This is a genomic window from Cellulosimicrobium sp. Marseille-Q4280 (genome assembly GCF_943181405.1).
GTDB lineage: Bacteria > Actinomycetota > Actinomycetes > Actinomycetales > Cellulomonadaceae > Cellulosimicrobium.
On sequence record NZ_CALPBY010000001.1, the window covers coordinates 598,691 to 617,556 of the forward strand.

The following is an 18,866-nucleotide window of genomic DNA, read 5'->3' on the forward strand; positions in this document are numbered from 1 at the left end:
GCACCCGGGAGGGCGATGACCGCCACGCTCCTCGTCGCGAACCGCGGCGAGATCGCCTGTCGCATCCTCCGCAGCGCCCGTGACCTGGGGTTGCGGACGGTCGCCGTGCACTCCGACGCCGACCGCGGGGCGCGTCACGTCGGCCTCGCCGACCAGGCGGTGCGCATCGGGCCGGCGCCCGTCGCCGCGTCCTACGACGCGGCGGACCGGCTGCTCGCCGCGGCGGCGTCCGTCGGCGCCGACCTCCTCCACCCCGGGTACGGGTTCCGCTCCGAGGACGCCGTGTTCGCCGCAGCCGTCGAGGCCGCGGGCGTCGCGTTCGTTGGCCCGACCCCCGAGCACCTGCGCGCGCTGGGCGACAAGGCCCGGGCCCGAGAGCTCGCCGCGGCCTGCGGGCTCCCCGTGCTCCCCGGGTCGCCGCTGCTCACGGGCCCCGAGGACGCCGCCGCGCACGCCGCGGCGGTCGGCTATCCCGTCGTCCTCAAGGACGCGGCCGGGGGCGGCGGCACCGGGGTCCACGTGTGCCAGGACCCCGACGAGCTCGCGGCCGCGTGGCGGCGCGAGTCGTCCCGGCCCGGAGCCTCCGGCCGGCTGTTCGTCGAGCGCCACGTCGCCCGCGCGCGTCACCTGGAGGTCCAGGTGTTCGGTGACGGCGCGGGACGCGTCGTCACGCTGGGCGACCGCGACTGCTCGGTGCAGCGCCGTCACCAGAAGGTGGTCGAGGCCGCACCCGCGCCTGGGCTCGCCCCGGAGGTCCGGGCCGCGCTGCACGACGGCGCTCGCCGTCTCGCGGAGGCCGTCGCGTACCGGTCGGCCGGGACCGTCGAGATGCTCCTCGACGTCGACACCGGCGAGACGTGGTTCTGCGAGGTGAACCCCCGCATCCAGGTGGAGCACACCGTCACCGAGGAGGTCACGGGCGTCGACCTCGTGTCGTGGATGCTCCGGCTCTCCCTCGGCGACGCGAACGTCCTGGACGGGGTGGCAGCGTCCGGACCGTTGCCGGTCGGCGTCGCGGTGCAGGCCCGCGTGTACGCGGAGGACACCCGGCACGGACGACCCGCCGCGGGCACGCTCACGCGGCTCGAGCTGCCCGACGGCGTGCGGGTCGAGACCGGCGCGCGGGCAGGCGACGAGCTCGGCGGCCACGCCGACGCGCTCGTCGCGAAGCTCGTCGCGCACGCACCGACCCACACCGGGGCCCTGGACGCCCTCGGCACGGCCCTCGCGGCGACGCGCGTCGAGGGCGTGCCGACGAACCTCTCGCTCCTGCGGGCCGCGGTCGTCGACCCGGCCGTCCGTGGCGGGACCGCGACGACGAGCACGCTCGCCGGGCTGCAGGACCCGACGCCGTGGGTCGACGTGCTCGACCCCGGCGTGCTCACCACGGTCCAGGACTGGCCCGGTCGCACCGGGTACTGGGCGGTGGGCGTGCCGCCGTCGGGACCGATGGACGACCTCTCGTTCCGTGCGGGCAACCGCGCGCTGGGCAACCCCGAGGGCGCGGCTGGGCTGGAGTGCACGCTCTCGGGCCCGACCCTGCGGTTCTCGCACGCCGCGACGGTGTGCGTGACCGGTGCGCCGGCGCCGGTCACCGTGGACGGCGAGCCGGTGCGCCAGTGGGAACCGGTCGAGGTCCCGCCCGGGGGCGTGCTCGCGGTGGGCGCGCCGCACGCCGTCGGGCTCCGGACCTACGTGCTGGTGCGCGGCGGGCTCGACGTCCCGGCGTACCTCGGGTCGTCCGCGACGTTCCTCCTCGGGGGTGTCGGAGGCTACGCCGGCAGGGCCCTCGCCAGGGGCGACGTGCTGCACCCGCGTCGACCCGCGGACGCCGGTGCCGACGCCGACGACGAGGGCGTGGGCCTGGGCGACGGGTGGCCGAGGCCGCGGGCCGTGCCCTCCGACGAGCGCCCGCGCATGGGTCACTCCTGGGAGATCGCCGTCGCGACCGGGCCGCAGCCGACGCACCTCACGGCAGCTGCGCTGCGCCGGCTGCGCACCGCGTGGTGGCGTGTTCTGCCGCACGCCGACCGCACCGGGATACGGCTCTCCGGGCCGCCCCTCACGTGGGTGCGAGCCGACGGCGGCGACGCCGGGCTGCACCCCTCGAACGTGCACGACAACCCGTACTCCGTCGGCGCGCTCAACGTCAGCGGCGACACCCCGATCCTGCTCGGCCCGGACGGTCCGAGCCTGGGCGGGTTCGTGTGCCCGCTGACCGTCGTCGTCGGTGCGCGCTGGAAGCTCGGACAGCTTCGACCGGGCGACGTCGTCCGGTTCGTCCTCCTGGACGCCGACGAGGCGCGTGTCCTGCGCACCCGTGCCGCGGCGCGTGCCGTGGCGCGGGTCCCCGCCTCGCGGCGTACGGTCCCGGACGACGGGGTGCTCGCGCGCCGCCACGGGAGCGGGCCCGCCGGACGGCCCGCGGTGCGGTACCTTCGCGGCGCCGAGGACAACGTGCTCGTCGCGTACGGCGACGACGAGGGTGACGGGAGCAGCGGCGACCCGCTCCTCCTGCGGCTGCGCGTGCACGCCCTGGCGCAGGCGCTCGCGGCGCACGCCCCGCGCGGCGTCGTCGACGTGACGCCGGGCGTGCGGACGCTCCACGTCCACGTCGACCCGGACGAGCTGCCCGTCCGGCGCCTCGTGGGGCTGCTCGGCGAGCTCGAGGACGACCTCCCGCCCGCCGCGGAGATCGAGGTCCCGAGCCGCGAGCTCCACCTCCCGCTGAGCTGGGACGACCCCGCGATCCACGAGGCCGTCGAGCGGTACGCGGCGGCCGTCCGGGAGGACGCGCCGTGGCTCCCGTCCAACGTCGACTTCGTGCGGCGTGTGAACGGGCTCGGTTCGGTGGACGACGTGCGCCGCACCGTGCTCGACGCGCAGTACCTCGTGCTCGGTCTGGGCGACGTGTACCTCGGCGCGCCGCTCGCCCTGCCCGTCGACCCGCGGCACCGCCTCCTCACCACGAAGTACACGCCCGCGCGGACCTGGACGCCCGCGGACACCGTGGGCCTCGGTGGCACGTACCTGTGCGTCTACGGGATGGACAGCCCCGGGGGATACCAGCTCGTCGGCCGCACGGTGCCGATCTGGGCGCCCCACGCCCAGCGCGGCCCGTTCGAGCCGGGCGTCCCGTGGCTGTTCCGTGCGTTCGACCGCATCGTGTGGGACCCGGTCGACGCGACGGAGCTCGCGGAGCGGCGGGCCGCCGCACGGGCAGGGGTCCTCGACGTGCCGGTGACCCCGGGAACCTTCTCCGGGCGCGCGCATCTCGACCTGCTCGCGGAGCACGCCGACGAGATCGCGACCGTCGCCCGGTCGCGCCGTGCCGCGTTCGACCGCGAGCTCGAGGCGTGGACGGGCGCGGGCGAGCTCGTCGGTGCCCCCGGGCGCCGTGACCGACGGCGCCGCGGCGCCACCACGGACCCACCGCCTCCTGACCGGGCCGTGGAACGACGGGCCGCTGCCCGCACCACGGAAGGCAGCCCGAGTATCGTCGTGGAAGCGTCCCGCCACGCCGACGCGTCCGAGCCCGGAACGGGCCCGGACGGACGACCCGGCCGGGGACGGACAGTGCTCCGGGCCCCCCTCGGCGGCGTCGTCTGGCGGGTCGAGGCGCAGGCGGGTGACCGGGTGCCCGCGGGAGGCGCCGTCGTCGTGCTCGAGGCGATGAAGCTGGAGCTGCCCGTGACGACGACCGTGCCGGGGCGGGTGACCGAGGTCCTGGTCCGCCCCGGCGACCACGTCGCACCCGGGGAGGGGCTCGCCGTCGTCGTCACCGACGCGTGAGCCGCAGCCCACCGCGACCGCCGCCGCTAGCGGGCCACGAACAGGCGCGACGCCTGGGCCTCGGCGTCCGCGTACGTCTGCGCGGCCGACCCGAGGGCGGCCGTGATCGCGTCGAGCGCGGACTCGACCTGGACCTGCGTGCCCTGCCACTGGGCCATCACGCCCGTGAAGGCGTCCGCGGCGCCGCCGCGCCACGACGCCTGCAGGTCCGTGAGGTGCCGCATCATCGCTGCGACCTCCGTGCGGATCGCCGTCACCGACCCGCTCACGGCCGTGCTGGCCTGCGCGACGCGCGCGCTGTCGACCTCGTACCTGCTCATCGTCGTCCTCCGTCGTGTCCGGCGGCTCGTCAGGGCCGCGTGGCCCGGGCGTCCGCCGGGCTCGTCGAGGACGCTAGGGGAGCTGGTCGGTGGCCGGGCTCGAGGAGGCGGTGCGCCTGTGGACGGCCGCTCAGGCCGTGGAGGGTGTGGACGGCGCGGACCGTTGCGCCAGCTTGATCTGCTCCTTGCGCAAGCGCTGGAGCTCGGCATCGAGGTTCTGCCGAGCGGGCTCCTCCCAGGCCGTGCCGAGCGGGCTGGAGAACAGCGACCGCCGCTCGAGCAGCTTGGTGAGGATGGCCATGCGCGCCCGGACGTAGTCCTCGGGCGGGATGTGCGCGTACTCGTCGCGCACGTCCTTGAGGTATTCCTTGTAGCGCTGGGGCTCCGCGGCCAGCACCGCCAGGTCGGCGTCGCACAGCACGGCGCAGTCGAAGTCCGTGGGGTCGGGTGCGTGCCGCACGAGGGCGTTGACGAGGTGGGCGACGCGGCGCGCCGCGTCGTCGGGGACGCCGAGCTCCGTCAGCTCGGCCAGCGCGAGCGCCGCGCTCGCCGTCTCGTCCTCGCCGCCCTTGTTCGCGTACGTCGCGCGGCCCTTCGCGTCGAAGACCGCGCCGTGGTACCAGGCGGCGAGCCGGACGAGGTCGGGGTCGTGGGTCTCCTGGGAGAGCTCGTCGACCCGTCCGAGCACGTCCGCGAGGTGGCGCAGGTTGTGGAAGTTGCGACCCGGGGTGTCCCAGCGGTCGAGGAGTCCTTGCCCGACGCCGCGGATCGCATCGTCCGACGCGGTCGCTCCGGCGCCCCTGGCGCTGCGGACGAACGAGGAGAGGAACCACTGCGGTGCGTCGATGCTCGTGACGCCCATGGAATCAGCCTTCTTCGACGACGAGGGAGGAGCGGCACCGGTCGGGGAGAGCCGACCGGCAGACCCGACGTCGGCAGCGTCCTTGCCGGGCCTTCGGTCCCAGCCTAGGTCGATCCACCGACGACGACGCGCCATCGTAGCCCGTGCCCGACGGCGCGGTGTCAGGACGAGAGGTCACCGGGGTGACCTCTCGTCCTGACACGAGGCGACGGGGCGCCGTGTGTCAGGGGCACAGGTCACCCGGGTGACCCGTCGCGCTGACAGGGTGTGGTCAGGACGCGAGCGGGAGCTCCACACGGACGGTCAGCCCGCCGTCGTCGTCGGTCGAGCGCACCGAGACGTGGCCGCGGTGCGCGGCGACGATCGCCGCCACGATCGCGAGCCCGAGGCCCGAGCCGCCCGACGCACGGTTGCGGGACGAGTCCGCCCGGTAGAAGCGCTCGAACACGCGGTCCTCCTGCCCGGCGGGCACACCGGGGCCGTGGTCGCGGACCTCGAGCACCGCCGTCGCACCGCGAGCCGTGCCGTGCGGAGCGCGCTGGACGGTGCCGTCCGTCGGGAGCGGGGGCGCCTCGACGACGCCGAGGGCGATCTGCGCGGCCGTGCCGCGCGGCGTGTGCCGCGCGACGTTCCCGACGAGGTTGGCCAGCACCTGTCGCAGCCGGTCCTCGTCGCCGACGACGCGCAGCGGCTCCGGCGCGACCGACCCCGCCGCGAGCCCCACGACCTGCACGTCCCGCGACGGGTCGAGCGCGTGCAGGTCCTGCGCGGAGTCCTTGGCGAGCGCGGCGAGGTCGACGGGCTCGTGCCGCAGGGGCCGCCCCTCGTCGAGCCGCGCGAGCGCGAGCAGGTCGTTGACCAGCGCCCCCATGCGCGTCGCCGAGTCCTCGATGCGGCCCATCGTGTCGTCGACCTTCTCGGGCGTGTCGAGCGCTCCCATGCGGTACAGCTCGCCGTACCCGCGGATCGTCGCGAGCGGCGTGCGCAGCTCGTGGCTCGCGTCGGACACGAACGTCCGCATGCGCGCCTCCGACGCCTCCTGCACGGCGAAGGCCTCCTCGATCTGCGACAGCATCGCGTTGAGCGACGTCGCGAGCGAGCCGACCTCGGTCGTGGGCGGTGCCGGCCGCACGCGTCGGGCGAGGTCGCCCCCCGCGATCCCGGCGGCGGTCTCCTCGATCTCCCGCAGCGGACGCAGCGCGCGCTGCACCGCCATGTACGCGACCGCTCCGCCGATGAGCGCGATCCCGAGCGCGGACAGCGCGAGCGTGCGGCCCAGCACCTTGACCGTCTCGTGGATCCCCGTGAGAGGGAGCGCGACGAACGCGGTTCCCTGGACCTCGCCCGTCAGCTCGCTGCGGATGAAGAAGGGGACGACCCGCCACTTCGCGGGGTCGGACCCGCCGCTCGACGACACGGTGAACGGATCACCGGCGCGATCCCTCACCTCGGGGTCGGACATCGCCGGGATGTCCGGCTCGCCGTACCGCGAGACGGTCTGCGGCCAGCCGAGCGCGCTGCTGTTCCCGTCCCGGTCCCGGGCGACCACGTAGTAGTCGCTCGGGAGGACGCTGCGGACCGGCCCCTGGTTGAGGGTGGACTCGGCGACCTCGCTGGCCGAGCGCTCGAGCTGGTCGTCCACCTGGTCGACGAGGTACTGCGACACGACGGTGGTCGTCAGGAGCGCGGCGATCCCCTGCCCGGCGGCGAGCAGCAGCACGATGATCCCGACGAGCCGCGCCCGCAGCGGCACGCGTGCGAGCCAGCTCCAGCCCTCGGTAGGGACGCGCCGGCCGAACGGCCGCTGCGCCGTCGGGCCCGGGTCGCTCGTGCCCCCGGCCGCCGCGTCGCCGGACGTGCCCGACGCCGTGTCACCGGCAGGGCGCACGGCGTCGCCCGGGGGAGAGGGCGGCACCGCGCGCGCGTCGGTCGCCGTGCGGTCGGACCCTGCGCTCATGAGGACGACGGCGCGCCCGGCGGCTGCCGCAGCAGGTATCCGACGCCGCGCTTGGTGTGGATGAGCGGAGGCAGGGCGACGGGCGCTCCGTCGGGGCCGGGGACGGTGAGGTTGTCGATCTTGCGCCGCAGGTAGGAGATGTAGGACTCGACGATGTTCGCGTCGCCACCCCAGTCGTACTGCCACACGTGGTCGAGGATCTGCGCCTTGGAGAGCACGCGGCCGGCGTTGAGCATGAGGTAGCGCAGGAGCTTGAACTCGGTGGGGGACAGGTCGACGTCGATCCCGGCGCGGCGGACCTCGTGCGAGTCCTCGTCCATCTCCAGGTCGGCGAAGCGCAGCACGGCGTCGTCGACGGGCTCGGCGTGGGTCCGGCGCAGGACCGCGCGGATCCGCGCCACGACCTCCTCGAGGCTGAACGGCTTCGTCACGTAGTCGTCGCCGCCGACCGTCAGGCCGGTCACCTTGTCGCGCGTGTCGTCCTTCGCGGTGAGGAACACGACGGGCGTGCGCTGGCCCTTCTCGCGCATGCGGCGCGTGACCGTGAAGCCGTCCATGTCGGGGAGCATCACGTCGAGCACCACGAGGTCGGGCTCGACGTCGCGTACGAGCTTGAGCGCGCTCTGGCCGTCCGCGGCGGCGTGCACCTCGAACCCCGCGAACCGCAGGGACGTGGCCAGGAGCTCGCGGATGTTCGGCTCGTCGTCGACGACGACGAGGCGTGCCTCGGGAGTGCTCATGGATCCAGTGTGCGCGCGTCCTCTGGGAGCTGCCTGGGAGACCCCTCCACCGGTGCCGGCGCGGTCGTGGGCGGTGGCGTGCAGGATGGCGGGGTGCGCATCACCGTGGAGCAGCGGCGTCGTCTGCTCGTGGCCCGTCAGCTCGCCCTCGGCGTCGACCACCCCGGCCTGCCCGCCGCGCGCTCGGTCGAGGACGTGGTCGGGCGGGTCCTCGCGCTGCACGCCACCGACGCGCCGAGCGTGTACCTGTCGGTCCTCGCGCGCGTGCCCGACCTCGTGCTCGCGGACGTCCGCGACGCGCTGTTCGGGCGCCGCACCCTCGTCAAGGTGCTCGCGATGCGTCGGACGATGTTCGTCGTACGGCGCGAGCTGGTCCCGGTGGTGCACGCCGCAGCGGGGGCGGCCGTCGGGCGGCGGCTGCGGACCCGCCTGCTCAAGGAGCTCGCGACCCTGCCGACCGACCCGCCCGTCGAGGACGCCGACGCGTTCCTCGCGGAGGCCGAGCGTCAGGTGCACGCCGCGCTCGCGGAGCACGGGCCGCTGGACGGCGCGAGCCTCTCCCGGGCCGCGCCCGCGCTCCGCACCGCGTTCCTGCCGACCACCACGAAGTCGTGGGACGTGCGCCGGACGGCGACGAGCCAGCTCCTGTCGATGCTCTCTGCCGAGGGCGTGGTCGTGCGCGGCGAGCCGCGCGGCTCGTGGTCGTCGAACCGGCACGTGTGGACGCCGATGGACGACTGGTTCCCCGGCGGTATGCCCGAGCTCGACGAGCCGACGGCGCGCGTCGAGCTCGCGCGCGCCTGGCTCGCCGTGTTCGGGCCGGCGACCGAGAAGGACCTGCAGTGGTGGACGGGGTGGAACCTGCGGGACACGCGCGCGGCGCTCGGCGCTCTCGACGTGCGCGAGGTCGACCTCGAGGTGGGCGCGCGCGGCGCGACGGGAGAGGCGGCGGTCGCGCGCGGCGTCGTGCTCGCGCAGGCGCTCGACGACGGGTCGCTGGACCTGCCGGAGGACACGGCCGAGGGCGTCGTGTCGCTCGTGCCCTCGCTCGACCCGACGACGATGGGGTGGTACGTGCGCGACTGGTACCTCGGGCCGCACCGCGACCAGCTCTTCGACACGATCGGCAACGCGGGCGCGACCGTCTGGTGGGAGGGGCGGATCGTCGGCGCGTGGACCGTGCGGCGCGGCGGGGAGCCCGCGTACCGCCTGCTCGAGGACGTCGGAGCGGACGCGGAGGCTGCCGTCCAGGCCGAGGCGGCACGCATCGCCGCCCTCCTCGGCGGGGACGGCACGACCGCGTCGTTCCCCACGCCTCTGTACCGCGAGCTGCAGGCCTGAGCGCGCAGCCCGCGGCACGCGTCAGAGGTAGCGCAGCGGGTCGAAGTCGGCGAGCGGGATGATCCGCACGCGGGGCAGCATCGTCGTGAACGCGCCGGCGTGGTCCTCGAGGTCGAACACCTCGAGCCCGCGCGCGGTGAGCTCCGAGAGCCGCACGTTGACGAACTCGCGGAACGCGAGCACGCCCACGCGCCGGTCGGGGTCGCCCAGGAGGTTCTCGACCTGCGGCAGGAAGTCGCCGTCGTGGCTCGCGAGGAGGACGTCGCCCGGCCGGTCGCGCAGGGCGTCGAGCGTGCGCTGGATGCCGATGTCCACGACCTTCTCGCTGCCCGACCCCGCGAGCGGGATGGGCCGGTAGCCCATCGCGAGCAGCGCCTGCACGAACGACATCGGCATCTGCCCGGATGACGCGTTGAGGAAGAACAGCGGCGTGACGTCCTGACCCCACGCCTGACGCGCGAAGTCGACGATCCGGTCCCAGCGCGGACGCTCCTCGGGCGCCGGGCGGTGCCCGAGGACGTTCATGCCGAGCGTCGCGTCGATGTTCTCGCCGTCCACGACGAGGTACGTGCGGCGCGGCTGCTCGACGACGGGCGGGGGCGCGACGATCTGGGGGTCGGACATGCGGTCAGCCTAGCCGTGACCTGCGTGCCAGGTCCCGGCGGGCGGCCGTGCGACGTCGCGGTTTGCGTCCTCCGGGGGGCCACTGGGTACGGTCGTCCTTCGTGACCACGTTCGACACCTCGCCCGGCTCCGCCGGAGCGCCGTCCGGCACCGCCGGAGCCCCGCTCGACCTCGAGCGCCCCGCCGTGCGCGTGACGGTCGTCCAGAGCTCGCCGGACGTCACGCTCGACACCTACGCCGACCACCTCGACGCGGACCTGCACGTCGTGCGCGCCTACGACGGCGAGCCCGTCCCCACGGCGAGCGAGGTCGGTGACGGGCTGGTCGTGCTCGGCGGCCACATGTCGGCGTACGACGACGCCCGCGCACCCTGGCTCCCCGCGGTGCGGGAGCTGCTGCTCGGGGCGGCGACGTCCGGGGTCCCCACGCTCGGCATCTGCCTCGGCGCCCAGCTCCTCGCCGTCGCCGGTGGCGGACGGGTCGAGGTGGCCGCGCCCCCGGGCCGCGAGGTCGGCGCGACGCGCGTGTTCTGGCGGCACGGCGCCGAGGCCGACCCCGTCCTCGGGGCCCTCGCCGCCGGCGGCGCGCCGGTCCGCTGGGCTGCGAGCGCGCACGGCGACGCCGTCGTCGACCTGCCGGCCGACGCGGTGTGGCTCGCGTCGTCGAACATGTATCCCTACCAGGCGTTCCGCCTCGGCTCGGCGCTCGGCGTCCAGTTCCACCCCGAGGTCTCCTGGGCGAGCCTCGCCGGGTGGTGCGACCGCTACGACGACGTCGACACCGCGGCCGTGCTCGCTGGGTTCGACGAGCACGCCACCGAGATCGCGGACGGCGGACGCCGCCTCGCTGCCGCGTTCGTCGCCGAGGTGCGTACCGCCGTCGAGCGGCGGTTCGTCACCGCCTGAGGGTGAGCCGCTGAGGCGCTGAGCCGCTGAGCCGCTGGGGCGCTGAGGCGCTGAGGCGCTGAGGCGGGGCGGCGTCGGTCCGCGGTCGACGGCTCCACGAGGAAGGGGCCGGGTCTACGATCCGCCCGCTCGTCCCTCGCGGGCTCCCGCCAGCCCCGCCACGACCCGGCCCCTTCCTCGCTCCGCCGTCGACCGCTCGGCGGGGTGGCGCGCCGACAGGCTGTGACATGGCGGACCAGCGGTCGCGCGGTGGACGAGCGGTGAGACGGCGGACCAGCGGTCGCGCGGCGGACGAGCGGTGAGACGACGGACCAGCGGTCGCGCGGCGGACGAGCGGTGAGACGACGGACGAGCGGTGGGGGCGACGTCGGATGCGAAGGGCGTAGACGCCGCGCTCCGGAGACCGGAAGCCGACGGGCCGAGGCGACGGCGCGGCAGCCCGAGCACCGACGGCGCCCCCACCGCGGACCGGACGAGCGCCGATCTGCGGCGGGGACGCGCGTTCTCACCAGCCCGACGTCGGCGCGTCCTGGGTGCTCGTGCCGGACCCGATCTCCGGGGTGACCTGGGTGGGCGCGACCTGGGGCGCCGTCGACGCCGTGCCGCCCTTGAGCGCCGCGAGCCGCGCCTCGATCTCGATCGTCTCGCCCGACGACTCGAGCTCGGCGAACTGGGCGTCGATGCTCGACGCCGCGACCTCTGCCTGGCCCATGGCCATCGCCTCCTCGCGCCGCACCATCTCCTCGTAGCGCGAGATCTCGCTCGTCGGGTCGAGGACGTTGATCGAGCTGATGGCGCCCTGCACGGTCTGCTGCGCCTGGGCGCTCTTCTGGCGCGCGACGAGCGAGTCGCGCTTCGAGCGCAGCTCGCCGAGCTTGTCCTTCATGAGCGCGAGTCCGGTCTTGAGCTTGTCGACCGTCTCGCGCTGGGAGGCGATGAGCGGTTCCGCCTGCCGGACCTCGCCCTCGGCGGCGATCTGCTTGCCGAGCGCGAGCTTGGCGAGGTTGTCGAACTTGTCGGCGTTCGCGGAGTCGCCGGCCTGGCGGTAGCGGTCCGCCTGCGCGGACGCGGCGACGGCCTTCTGCCCCCACTCCTGCACCGCCGCGACGTCCTCGTTGTAGTCCTGCTCGGCGAGGCGCAGGTTCCCGATCGTCTGCGCGACGGCCTGCTCGGCCTCGGCGATGTTGTTCGTGTAGTCCCGCACGAGCTGGTCCAGCATCTTCTGCGGGTCCTCGGCGCTGTCGATCAGCGCGTTGATGTTGGCCCTCGTGAGCTGGGCGATGCGCCCGAAGATGCTCTGCTTCTCCGCCATGGTGCGTCTCCTGTCGATGCGTCGTGCCGTGACCGGGTCGTGATGCCTGCTGTCTCGTGCCGTGCCGTCTTGCCGTCGTGCCGAGCCCTGCCGAGCCCTGCCGTGCTGTGCCGTGCTCTGCCGTGCTCTGCCGTGACGCGGGTGCCGTGCGAGCCAGGTGCCCGACCGGGAGCACCAGCTCGTCAGAACCGCCCGCCGCGCCCCGAGCGGCCGCCCGACGACCTGCCGCCGGACCGCCCGCCCGAGCGTCCACCCCCGAATCCTCCGCCCCCGGACCCCCGCCGAAGCTGCCGCCGCCGAAGCCCCCGCTGCGACCACCCCGTCCGCCGCCCCCGCGCAGGATCGAGTCGAGCAGGATGCCGCCGAGCACCATCCCGCCGACGTTGCTCCCTCCACCCGACCCATAGCCGCCGCCACCGCCGAAGCCGCCGAGCCCACCGCCCTGCGAGGCGTCCCACCGGGACGCGTCCTGCTGGGCCAGCTGCGCGGCGGCCTGCGCCTGGGCGTCGGCCTGCTGGGCACGCTGCAGGGCCGACACGGGGTCGGTCGGCTGGAGGGAGCGCGCCTCGCCGAGCAGGCGGATGGCCTCCGAGAGCCTGGTCCGCGCCTCGGGGCCGACGGCGCCGCGCCGGGTCTCGATGAAGTCGTGGGTCGCCCGGACCTGGGAGTCCACGCGCGAGAGCGTCTCGCGCAGCAGCGCGTTCGCGCGGGCAACCTGCTCCGCGCGCTCCCGGAACGGGGCGAGCACGGTGTCGAGGGCGGCCTCCGCGTCGGTGAGGCGACGCAGGGCGGCGAGGGGGTCGCCGCCGTCGTGCACCGTCGCGGCAGCCTCGGCCGCTGACTGCGCCTCGGCGAGCGCGGGTGCCACGGTGGCGTCCTGCGGCGCGAGCCGACCGGCGTCCGCCACGTCCGCGCGGATCGAGGCGAGTCCCTTGTCCAGGCGGGCACCGGCCTGCGCGAGGTCGGTCCCGGCGCGGTCGACCGCGTCGAGGAGCGTGACCGCCTGGCCGACCGCGTTCTGGGCCGCACGCGCCAGCGCGACGGCAGCCGCCCGGTCCTTGCGGGCCAGCGACTCGCGGCCCCGCGCCACCGAGTCCTGCGCCCCCGCGACGAGCGCCTCCGCCTGGTCCGGGTTCTGCGCGACCGATGCGAGCGCCGTCGCGGGATAGGTGCGGGCGAGGGTGTCGAGCGTCGTGCGGGACGCCGGTACACGCGCCAGCACCTCGGTCGCGCGCTGGTCCGTCTCGTCGAGCACCTGCGGCGCGCGGGCCTGCAGGTCGCGCAGCTCGTCGAACGTCGCGGACTGGGCGTCGAGCTCGTCGGCCACGTCGTCGCACAGCGTGACGATCCGCGCGAGGAGGGCGCGCGCCTCGGGCTCCGTCTCCGGGATCGAGTCGTCGAGGCGCCGGCGCAGCGCGAACGCCTCGGTCACCTTCTGCTTGCCCGAGGCCAGGACCGCGGAGAACTGCTGCGTCGCCTCGAGCCCGAACTGGGCCTGCGCGAAGCCGAGCTCCTGCTCTGAGGTCTTCAGCGCGTCGTCGATCGCGACCAGCGCCGAGCTCGCCCGACGGTCCAGCTCGTCGGTCGGCAACGACTCCAGGCTGCCAGGGGCAGGCCCGCCCGCGGCGCCACCGTGAGCGCCGCGCTCCTGGCGACGTCGGCGGTTCGCGACGGCGCGTACCACGAGCACCACGACCAGCACCAGCAGCCCGCCCACCGCGAGCACGAGGAACCAGCTCACCCCGCCGCCGTCGCCGCCGGTCGCCGACTCCCGCGCGGTGTCCGCGGCGGCGATCGCCGCGCCCGCCCAGTCGTCCTCGCGCAGGTGGTCCTCGACGGTGGACGTGATCCGGTCGATGCCGGCGTCGCTCAGCGCGATGTTGTTGTCGTACGACAGCCCGTACCGCCGGTCCTGCGTCCCGACCGCGAGCAGGAGGTCGTCGACGCCGAGCCCCGACGCGTTCGCCGTCGCGTTCGCCCAGTCGATGCCGTCCATGCCGCCGAGGTCGGGCACGTACACCACGAAGAGCTGGAGGTCGGTGTCCGCCGCGAGCCGGTCGAGGGCCTCCTCGACCTCGCCCGTGCGGTCGCCGAGCACGCCCTCGGGGTCCGTGATCTCGCCCTCGACGTCGAGCGGCGCCTCGGCACGGACCGGTGGCCCGGCGGGGAGCGCCGAGGCGAACGTCGGGCCAGCCGTGAGCAGCACACCCGTCAGCAGCGTCAGGACGACGGCGACGCCGCGCCGGAACCCGTCGCTCGCCGTCGTGACGGGGGCAGGGGCGGTCGTGCGCACGAGCGGTCTCACGCGCCCGATCCTTTCCCAGCGGCTCCCTGCCTGCAATCGCTGGCACGACCTGCCGTTCCGTGCCGGGCGGGGACCGTGCTGCGCTGCGGTCCCCACCCTCTACTGCACGACGCCCAGGTCCTCGTTCTCGTGGTCGGACCTGGGCACCGTTCCGTGCCGGGCGGGGACCTTGCTGCGCTGCGGTCCCCACCCTCTACTGCACGACGCCCAGGTCCTCGTTCTCGTGGTCGGACCTGGGCGCCGTTCCGTGCCGGGCGGGGACCGTGCTGCGCTGCGGTCCCCACCCTCTACTGCACGACGCCCAGGTCCTCGGCGTCGACGATGCGGTAGGCGTACCCCTGCTCCGCCAGGAACCGCTGGCGGTGCGCCGCGAAGTCCTGGTCGACGGTGTCGCGCGCGACGACGGCGTAGAAGTGCGCCGTCCGGCCGTCGGCCTTGGGGCGCATGACGCGGCCGAGGCGCTGCGCCTCCTCCTGGCGGGACCCGAACGAGCCCGACACCTGGATCGCCACCGACGCCTCCGGGAGGTCGATGGAGAAGTTCGCGACCTTCGACACCACGAGCCGCGAGATCTCGCCGGAGCGGAAAGCCTCGAACAGGCGCTGGCGCTCGCGGACCGTCGTCGCGCCGGTGATGAGCGGAGCGTCGAGGTGGTTGCTCAGCTCCTCGAGCTGGTCGAGGTACTGGCCGATGACGAGCACCTGGTCGTCCGGGTGCTGCGCGACGATCTGCTCGACGACCCGGTTCTTGCCCGTCGCCGTGGCCGCGAGACGGTACTTGTCCTCGGGCTCCGCCACCGCGTAGGTCATGCGGTCGGACTCGGGCAGCGTGAGCCGCACCTCGACGCAGTCGGCGGGCGCGATGTAGCCCTGCGCCTCGATGTCCTTCCACGGCGCGTCGTAGCGCTTCGGCCCGATGAGCGAGAACACCTCGTCCTCGCGGCCGTCCTCCCGCACGAGCGTCGCCGTCAGCCCGAGCCGGCGCCGCGCCTGCAGGTCCGCGGTCATGCGGAAGATGGGCGCGGGCAGGAGGTGCACCTCGTCGTAGACGACGAGGCCCCAATCGCGCGCGTCGAGCAGCTCGAGGTGCGTGTAGACGCCCTTCCGCTTCGTCGTGAGCACCTGGTACGTCGCGATCGTGACCGGCTTGATCTCCTTGCGGGCGCCCGAGTACTCGCCGATCTCGTCCTCCGTGAGGCTCGTGCGCCGCACCAGCTCGTCACGCCACTGCCGCGCGCTCACGGTGTTCGTCACGAGGATCAGGGTCGTCGTCCCGGACCTCGCCATCGCACCGGCCCCGACGATCGTCTTGCCCGCGCCGCACGGCAGCACGACGACGCCGCTCCCGCCGTGCCAGAACCCGTCCACGGCCTGGGCCTGGTAGGGACGCATCTCCCACGGCTTCGGCGCGTCGCCCTCGGTGCGCGGCGGCGTCGTCGGGCTGAGCGCGATGGCGTGCTTCTCGCCGTCGACGTAGCCCGCGAGGTCCTCGGCGGGCCAGCCGAGCTTCACGAGGACCTGCTTGAGGTGGCCGCGCTCGGAGGGGTGCACGACGACGGTCGTGTCGTCGACCCGCTCGCCCACGAGGCCCGCGGTCCGCTTCGACTTGAGCACTTCCGCGAGCACGGCGCGGTCGGTCGCCTCGAGCACGAGCCCGTGCACCGGGTGCTGCGCGAGCGTGAGGCGCCCGTAGCGCGACATCGTCTCGGCGATGTCGATGAGCAGCGCGTGCGGCACCGGGTAACGCGAGTACTCGATGAGCGTGTTCACGACCTGCTCGGCGTCGTGGCCCGCGGCGCGCGCGTTCCAGAGCCCCAGCGGGGTGAGCCGGTACGTGTGGACGTGCTCGGGGGCGCGCTCGAGCTCGGCGAAGGGCGCGATGGCGCGCCGCGCGTCGCCGCCGCGCGGGTGGTCGACCTCGAGGAGCAGCGACTTGTCGCTCTGGACGATGAGGGGGCCGTCGGTCATGCGTCTCCTTGCCGAGGTAGGACCGGGGTCGTGCGAGGCAGGACCGGGGTCCTACCTCGCCGGGTCGTGGTCACCCGCGCGGGCGGGGGTGACGGAGGCGATGCGGTGCACCGCGACGGTGAGCTCGGCGTCGCGCGCAGGGTCCTGCGCGCGCAGCCGCCCGGCGTCCAGCGTCAACGGTCGCACGAGCCGTCGGGTCGGGGACCCGACGACCTCGAGCCACACCGACGCGCCGTCGGCGATCGCCTCGCGCAGGAGACCCAACGCGGCCGCCGGGTCCGTTGTTCCATCGTCCCCGGCCTGCCGGACCGCGCCCCGCACCGCTGATCCCTCCGCGTCCCCGAGCGCACTGTCCGCGTCACCCGCGGGCGCCGTGCCCGTGCCCGACGACGCCCGCGCGCCACCGCGACCCGTCGCGCCTCCCGGGGCGCCGGGCAGGGCGGAGCCGCTCTGCGACCGCCGGGAGGAGGAGGCACCGGGACGGCCCGACGGCCTGCCGTCGTCCTGCCCTCGGGCCGCCGCGTCGTCGGCCGCGCGCAGCCGCGCGACGAGCGCCGCGTACCTCTCGCGAGCCGGCCCGGGGCGCCCGTCCCCGGCCCCCGGCCCGTCGTCGTCGGCGCCGGGACCGAACCCCGCCGCCGCGGCGCGGGCGCGTCGTCGGCCGACCACGTGTCGACCGCCACCCGGCGGACCGGTGCGCCGGCCGCCGTCGGCCACCAGCACCCGCCCGTCCGGGCCCTCGACCGCCGAGACCACGCCGCGGTCGCGCAGCGCAGCCTGGAGCTCGCCCGCCGGGACGGCCGCGACGAGCACGGTCGGCGCGATCCGCACGAGCCCGAGGTGCCGGAGCGCGGGCGCCTCGACCATGCCGGCGAGCAGGGCCGGGTCCTCCGCGCGGACGTAGCTCGACGCCGATCCCACCCGCACGCGCCCGTGCCGGCGCGCGGCGTCGCGCACGAGGTACTCGAGCGGCTGGGGGACCGGCGTGCGGGAGTGCGCGGCGAGGTCGTCGAGCAGGTCGTCCGCCGTGCGCCCGTGGTCGAGCGCACGTACGACCGACTCGGCGGAGAACCGGACCGTCGTCGCGGCGCCGCGCGACTCGACGTCGGCCGCGATCTCCACGAGCCGGCTCAGCGCGCCCGACGGTCGCCCCGGCACGATGCCCGTGAGGTCGCCCTGCAGCAGCAGCTCGTCGACCTCGGGCGGCAGGACGGCCTCGAACGCGGCGGGGAGCGCCGGAGCGCTCTCCTCGCCCTGGCCGAGCAGCGCGCGCCCCGGCGCCGACAGCGCCCCCGCTCCCGTGACGCCCAGCAGCGCGGCCTCGCGCAGCAGCCCGGCGACGGCCTGCTCCGGCGGGACAGCGCGCGGCGTGCGCCAGCGCAGCACCTCGACGACCTCGGGCGCGCCCGGCCCGCGCCCGGGGAGGTCCGCGAGGACGTCCAGCACGGTGCTCCGCAGCCGCGGCACCCACGGACGCCACAGCTCCGGGTCGAGCGCGCCGCGCAGCGCACCCTTCTCGTCGCGGCTGCCCACGAGCCACGGCGTGCGTCGGGAGCGCCACCAGCCGCGCGCGAGCGCGGCCCAGCGATCGCCGAGGTCGTCGTCCAGCCAGTCCTCGGCCGCAGCGGTCGCGGTGAACGACGGCGGGTCGTCGCCGTCGTCCGCGACCAGCCCTGCGGCGGCGGCGAGCTCGACGACCGCTGCCGCCGTCGCGTCGTCGACCTCGAGCGTCGTGGCGGCGCGGCGCAGCTCCCGCACGCCGAGCCCGCCGGAGCGCAGCACGCCGGGCGGGTCCTGCCACGCCGTGACGAGCCGGGCCACGAGCCGCACGGCCTCGATCCCGGCGCTCGCGGACTCGGCGTCGACGGTCGTCGCCGGGACCTCGCGGACGTCCGGCACCGATGGGCTCGTGCGCACGTCACGGTGGGTGCGGCCGCCGCGCAGCGCGAGCCCGACCTCGCGCGGCAGGACGACGTGCCGGTCGTCGGTGGCGTGCAGGTACCCGCGGTCGACGAGCCATCCCACGGCGCGCCGGGCCGCCGGGTCGGTACGCGGTGCGACGCCGACGGGTGGCCCCCACGTGAGCGCGTCGAGGATGGCCGTCGCACCGGGCGGGGCGTCGGCGGGGAGCGGGACCGCCGGGACGTCGTCGGGCGCGACGCCCGCCGCAGGGCCGAGGCCGGCGGGGTAGGGCCCGAGGATCTCGGCCAGGCCGGGAGCGGGGCGACGGCTCGCGGGCCGCGCAGGGTCGGGGGACCAGACGAGCGCGGCCTCGGCGAGGTGCGCCAGAGCCTCCGTGGTCGACCGGACGCCTGCCGTGCCACGCGTGCCGAGCGCGGCGGCGACGTCGCGCGCCGTCGTCGGACCGGTCACCGGGTCCAGCAGCAGCACGGACTCGAGCACGTGCAGCTCGAACGCGCTCAGCCCGGCGAGAGCCCGCTCCAGGCTCGTGCGGCTCGACGCGCGGGCAGCGAGCGACAGGAGCGTCGACGGCGAGGGCGTGGCCAGGTCAGGGCGTCTGGTCAGGAGCGCGACGAGGCGCGCGTCGTCGCTCGAGCGCAGCGTGTCGCTGAACGTCGCGGACCGCCCGGACGTGGAGATGGCCATCCGTTCGATGCTACGCGGACGGAGCGCACGCGACGGCACGGGCCGTGGCGTCGTCGTCCGACATCGCGAGATCGCGAGATCGGCAGGAACGCGCGAGACCGGTCCTAGCAAGGACCGATCTCACGTGGAGGGAC

At 75.4% G+C, this 18,866-nt stretch carries 12 protein-coding genes and 1 pseudogene; 4 read left to right on the forward strand and 9 right to left on the reverse strand.

The genetic code is table 11. From position 1 onward, the window contains the following. The first annotated feature begins 15 nt into the window (after positions 1 to 15). Positions 16 to 3,792 (forward strand): urea carboxylase, encoded by a 3,777-nt coding sequence (gene uca / locus NFS20_RS02675; protein WP_251150186.1) that lies wholly within the window; start codon positions 16 to 18, stop codon positions 3,790 to 3,792. Positions 3,793 to 3,818: 26 nt separating this feature from the next. Here uca and NFS20_RS02680 read toward each other — a convergent pair whose 3' ends face one another. The 4 genes from NFS20_RS02680 to NFS20_RS02695 form a co-directional block, all read right to left on the reverse strand. After that, positions 3,819 to 4,112 carry a WXG100 family type VII secretion target gene (locus NFS20_RS02680; protein ID WP_251150187.1) on the reverse strand — a complete coding sequence of 98 codons (294 nt, stop codon included), beginning with the start codon at positions 4,110 to 4,112 and terminating at the stop codon, positions 3,819 to 3,821. A 130-nt stretch (positions 4,113 to 4,242) separates the two neighbouring features. After that, positions 4,243 to 4,974, reverse strand: a complete 732-nt coding sequence (locus tag NFS20_RS02685) for an HD domain-containing protein (protein WP_251150188.1) — start codon at positions 4,972 to 4,974, stop codon at positions 4,243 to 4,245. 271 nt (positions 4,975 to 5,245) lie between these two features. Then, complete coding sequence (locus tag NFS20_RS02690) at positions 5,246 to 6,931, reverse strand: sensor histidine kinase (RefSeq protein ID WP_251150189.1); 1,686 nt, start codon at positions 6,929 to 6,931, stop codon at positions 5,246 to 5,248. Further along, entirely contained in the window at positions 6,928 to 7,671 is a 744-nt protein-coding gene (locus NFS20_RS02695; RefSeq protein ID WP_251150190.1) for a response regulator transcription factor, read from the reverse strand. The genes NFS20_RS02690 and NFS20_RS02695 overlap by 4 nt, the downstream gene beginning before the upstream one ends. Before the next feature lie 93 nt (positions 7,672 to 7,764). Between NFS20_RS02695 and NFS20_RS02700 the strand changes: the two genes are divergently transcribed. Beyond that, positions 7,765 to 9,012, forward strand: a complete 1,248-nt coding sequence (locus tag NFS20_RS02700; protein ID WP_251150191.1) for a winged helix DNA-binding domain-containing protein — start codon at positions 7,765 to 7,767, stop codon at positions 9,010 to 9,012. A 21-nt stretch (positions 9,013 to 9,033) separates the two neighbouring features. On the opposite strand, the gene NFS20_RS02705 is transcribed toward NFS20_RS02700, so the two are convergent. Continuing rightward, positions 9,034 to 9,636: an NYN domain-containing protein gene (locus tag NFS20_RS02705; protein ID WP_251150192.1), complete on the reverse strand. Its 603-nt coding sequence runs from the start codon at positions 9,634 to 9,636 to the stop codon at positions 9,034 to 9,036. Positions 9,637 to 9,737: 101 nt separating this feature from the next. Here NFS20_RS02705 and NFS20_RS02710 point away from each other — a divergent pair, with 101 nt between their 5' ends. After that, the gene (locus tag NFS20_RS02710; RefSeq protein WP_251150193.1) at positions 9,738 to 10,541 is read left to right on the forward strand and encodes a type 1 glutamine amidotransferase; all 804 of its coding nucleotides are present in this window, start codon (positions 9,738 to 9,740) and stop codon (positions 10,539 to 10,541) included. A 505-nt stretch (positions 10,542 to 11,046) separates the two neighbouring features. On the opposite strand, the gene NFS20_RS02715 is transcribed toward NFS20_RS02710, so the two are convergent. Continuing rightward, complete coding sequence (locus NFS20_RS02715) at positions 11,047 to 11,853, reverse strand: PspA/IM30 family protein (RefSeq protein WP_251150194.1); 807 nt, start codon at positions 11,851 to 11,853, stop codon at positions 11,047 to 11,049. Positions 11,854 to 12,499: 646 nt separating this feature from the next. On the opposite strand from NFS20_RS02715, the gene NFS20_RS02720 reads away from it, so the two are divergent. Further along, a complete protein-coding gene (locus tag NFS20_RS02720) occupies positions 12,500 to 12,694 on the forward strand; it encodes a hypothetical protein (protein WP_251150195.1) in 195 nt (64 codons plus the stop codon). Positions 12,695 to 13,687: 993 nt separating this feature from the next. Here NFS20_RS02720 and NFS20_RS22235 read toward each other — a convergent pair. From NFS20_RS22235 to NFS20_RS02735, 3 genes and pseudogenes are all read right to left on the reverse strand, one after another. After that, a pseudogene (locus NFS20_RS22235) lies at positions 13,688 to 14,254 on the reverse strand (TPM domain-containing protein); the annotation flags it as partial. A gap of 191 nt (positions 14,255 to 14,445) precedes the next feature. Further along, the gene (locus NFS20_RS02730; protein WP_251150196.1) at positions 14,446 to 16,125 is read right to left on the reverse strand and encodes a DNA repair helicase XPB; all 1,680 of its coding nucleotides are present in this window, start codon (positions 16,123 to 16,125) and stop codon (positions 14,446 to 14,448) included. Positions 16,126 to 16,176: 51 nt separating this feature from the next. Then, positions 16,177 to 18,732: a helicase-associated domain-containing protein gene (locus NFS20_RS02735; RefSeq protein WP_251150197.1), complete on the reverse strand. Its 2,556-nt coding sequence runs from the start codon at positions 18,730 to 18,732 to the stop codon at positions 16,177 to 16,179. Between the last annotated feature and the right edge of the window lie 134 nt (positions 18,733 to 18,866).